General features: G+C 63.6%; 3 protein-coding genes and 1 pseudogene. 3 read left to right on the top strand and 1 reads right to left on the bottom strand.

All coding sequences use genetic code 11. The features are described from left to right. The 3 genes from EN935_RS26925 to EN935_RS26915 form a co-directional block, all read left to right on the top strand. The coding region (locus EN935_RS26925) for a GMC oxidoreductase (RefSeq protein WP_206534574.1) at window positions 1-1,056 on the top strand (1,056 nt) is incomplete at its 5' end. Further along, on the top strand, window positions 1,053-2,267 hold the full coding sequence (locus EN935_RS26920; RefSeq protein ID WP_057143496.1) for a mandelate racemase/muconate lactonizing enzyme family protein: 1,215 nt from the start codon (window positions 1,053-1,055) through the stop codon (window positions 2,265-2,267). The genes EN935_RS26925 and EN935_RS26920, both read left to right, overlap by 4 nt. Beyond that, the gene (locus EN935_RS26915) at window positions 2,264-3,181 is read left to right on the top strand and encodes an NAD(P)-dependent oxidoreductase (protein ID WP_127263595.1); all 918 of its coding nucleotides are present in this window, start codon (window positions 2,264-2,266) and stop codon (window positions 3,179-3,181) included. The genes EN935_RS26920 and EN935_RS26915 overlap by 4 nt, the downstream gene beginning before the upstream one ends. Window positions 3,182-3,260: 79 nt before the next feature. Here EN935_RS26915 and EN935_RS26910 read toward each other — a convergent pair. Further along, a pseudogene (locus EN935_RS26910) lies at window positions 3,261-3,525 on the bottom strand (diacylglycerol kinase family lipid kinase); the annotation flags it as partial.

The raw sequence follows: 3,525 nt of genomic DNA, 5'->3' as shown, positions 1-3,525 counted from the left end.
GCGCAGGAAGGCGCGCGCCGCATGTCGGCGGCGCGCGCCTTCCTGCGCCCGGCGATGAAGCGCGCCAACGTCCGCGTCGAGATGAATGCGCTGGCGACCAGGATCCTGTTCGAAGGCAAGCGCGCCATCGGCGTCGAGTATCAACAGAACGGCGAGACGAAGACGGCACGTGCCGGCCGCGAGGTCATTCTATCAGGCGGTTCGGTCAACTCGCCGCAATTGCTGCAGCTGTCCGGCGTCGGCCCCTCCGCTCTGCTTGGTGGTCTGGGCATTCCCGTCCTTCATGCCAACGAGAATGTCGGCGCGCATCTGCAGGACCATGTCGGCATCAACTACACCTTCAAGGGCAGGCTGCCGACGCTCAACCAGACGCTGCGTCCCTGGTGGGGCAAGCTGCTGGTCGGCATGCAATACATCCTGACCCGTTCGGGCCCGCTGTCGCTGTCAATGAACAATGCCGGCGGCTTCTTCCGCACAGACCCTGCGGCGACGCGGCCCAACATGCAGCTCTATTTCCAGGCGTTCTCGACCGTCATTCCCAAAAGCGGCGAGCGCCCGATCCTGACGCCGGATCCATGGCCGGGCTTTTCCATCGGCCTGTCCAACTGCCGGCCATCAAGCCGTGGCGAGATCATGATCCGCTCCAGCAACCCGCGCGACTATCCCAAAATTGTCGCCAACGCCTACTCCACCAATGCCGATGTCGATGAGATGCTCGACGCCGTGAAATTCGTGCGCAAGATCGCCTCGATGCCTGCAATGGCCGAGATCATCGAGGAAGAGGTTTTGCCTGGTCCTTCAATCACTTCCGATGCAGACCTGATTCAGGATTTCAGGAAACGCTCCGGCACCGTCTATCATCCGGTCTCGACCTGCCGCATGGGGCCTGATCCCGCGCGCGCCGTCGTCGACCCACGTCTCAGGGTGCATGGTCTTGAAGGCTTGCGCGTCATCGACGCCTCGATCTTTCCCGACAACATCACCGGTAACACCAACGCCGCCTCGATCATGACCGGTTGGAAGGGCGCCGAACTGGTTCTGGAGGACCAAAAATGAAGATCACCGACGTCAAGACCTGGGTTGTCGGCAACCCGCCGCCCGGCATCGGCGGCAAGTATTTCATCTTCGTCAAGCTCACCACCGATGGGGGCGTCGTCGGTTATGGCGAGGCCTACAACGCCACCTTCTCCGCCCATGTCACGGCGAAGATGGTCGAGGACATGGCCGAGCGTTATCTCGTCGGCCGCGATCCGCACGACATCGAGAACTTTTTCCGCCGCGCCTATTCGTCCGGCTTCACCCAGCGCCCCGATGTGTCCGGCATGGGCTGCTTCTCGGCGCTGGAAATGGCCTGCTGGGACATCATCGGCAAGGAGGCCAACAAGCCGGTCTACAAATTGCTCGGTGGCCAGGTACACGAAACGCTGCGCTCCTACACCTACCTCTACCCGCACACCGGCAGCGTTCATTCCGAGGACGCGCCTGACGGCAAGAACGTCTACAACGACCCCGATCTCGCCGCCGCCTGCGCGCTCGAATATGTCGAGCAGGGTTTCAATGCCGTCAAGCTCGACCCGGCCGGCCCCTATACCGCTTTCGACGGCCATCAGCCGCGCCTCGTCGACATCGATGTCTCCACCCGCATGATCAAGGCGATCCGCGAGGCGGTCGGCACCCGCGCCGACATCCTGTTCGGCACGCACGGCCAGTTCACCGCGTCCGGCGCGCTGCGCATGGCGCGCGCCATCGAACCCTATGATCCGCTGTGGTTCGAGGAGCCGGTGCCGCCTGACATGCCCGAAGTGATGGCGCAGGTCGCCCGCGGCACCTCGATCCCGATCGCCACCGGCGAGCGGCTGACGACCAAGTTCGAATTCGCCCGCGTCATCGAGAACCGTGCCGCGACCATATTGCAGCCCGATCTCGGCCGCTCCGGCGGCATTCTGGAGACGAAGAAAATCGCCGCCATGGCCGAGGCCTATCACATCCAGATCGCCCCGCACTGCTATTGCGGGCCGATCGTCGGTGCCGCCAACATCCAGCTGGCGGTGACGCTGCCCAACTTCCTCATCCTGGAATCGCTGAAGCAGTGGGACGGTTTCCACGCCACGCTCCTGAAGAAGAAGATCGAATGGCAGGACGGCAACGTCATCCCGTCGAAGGAGCCCGGCCTCGGCGTCGAGTTGAACGAAGCCGTCTGCGATGCGCACCCCTATACGGGCAAGGACCTGCATCTACAGATGATGCAGACGCCGCTGATGCCGTGAGCGAAAGCTACGCCTTCATCGGCCTTGGCCATCTTGGCGGTAACCTTGCCGCCAGCCTGATCCGCAACGGCTTTGCCGTCACCGTCTTCGACCGCGATCCCACCGCCGTCGAGCGGCTCGTGGCGCTCGGCGCAGTGGCAGCGAACAGCCCTGCCAATGCCGCCGCGCAGGCCGGCAATGCGATCACATGCTTGCCCTCGCCCAAGGTCAGCGAAGCAGTGCTGGCCGGCCCCGGAGGTTTGCTCGAAGGCCTGCCCCAGGGCGGCACCTGGATCGAGATGTCGACCAATGGCCGCGACGAGATCATGCGTCTGGCCGCGCTCGCCTCGGCCAGGGGCGTCGAGACCCTAGAATGCCCGGTCACGGGTGGCGTGCATCTGGCCGCGGTCGGAAAGATCACCGCGCTGGTCGGCGGCGATCCAGCGCTCTACGAGCGTCATCGCCCGGCCATCGAGGCGATGTGTGCAAAATCGTTCCTGATGGGTCCGGTAGGCTCGGCGGCGGTGATCAAGGTGATCACCAATATGCTCGCCTTCATCCATCTCGTAGCCGCCGGCGAAGCGCTGATGCTGGCCAAACAGGGCGGGCTCGACCTCGCCCAATCCTACCACGCCATCGTTGCCTCCTCCGGCAACAGCTTCGTCCACGAGACCGAAAGCCAGCTGGTTCTCAACGGCTCCTACGACATCGGCTTCACCATGGACCTGGCGCTGAAGGACCTCGGCTTCGCGCTCGCCATGGGCGAACAGTCAGGCGTGCCGCTCGACCTGGCATCGCGGGTCAACACGATTTTCGAGCACGGCAAGGCTGCTTATGGCGGCGGCGCCTGGTCGACCCAGATCGTCAAATTGCTGGAAGATGCCGTCGGCACCGACCTGCGCGCGCCTGGTTTCCCGGCCAAACTCGAACTTTGACGCCAGCCGGATATCAAGCGATTTCAAGGCGTTGACTGGATCGGCGGATCCATTTGAATCAATCTGTCAACGGCTTGATTCAGTATCTGAGCGTCAATGCCCCCGGCAGGATCTCGAAGGTCGCGGGTATGCGTCCCGGCGACTCGCCGTCTATGTCGACCAGCGCGCCGTTCTTCTCGACATCGCCGAGCGGTTCGACCACCACTTTCCTGCCGCGCAGGATGGTGATCGCCGGATGGTTGCGGTGCCGGCCGCCATAGAGCAGGCGGATGTCCCAGATCAACTTCAGCTTGCCGGCGGCGCGCAGGATGACGATGTCGAACTGCCCGTCGGTCAGTTCGGCG

The sequence above is a fragment of the Mesorhizobium sp. M7D.F.Ca.US.004.03.1.1 genome (genome assembly GCF_003998635.1).
Taxonomy (GTDB): Bacteria; Pseudomonadota; Alphaproteobacteria; order Rhizobiales; family Rhizobiaceae; genus Mesorhizobium; species Mesorhizobium loti.
Note: the sequence above shows the minus strand (reverse complement) of the source record. Positions and strands in the feature narration are given on the sequence as shown.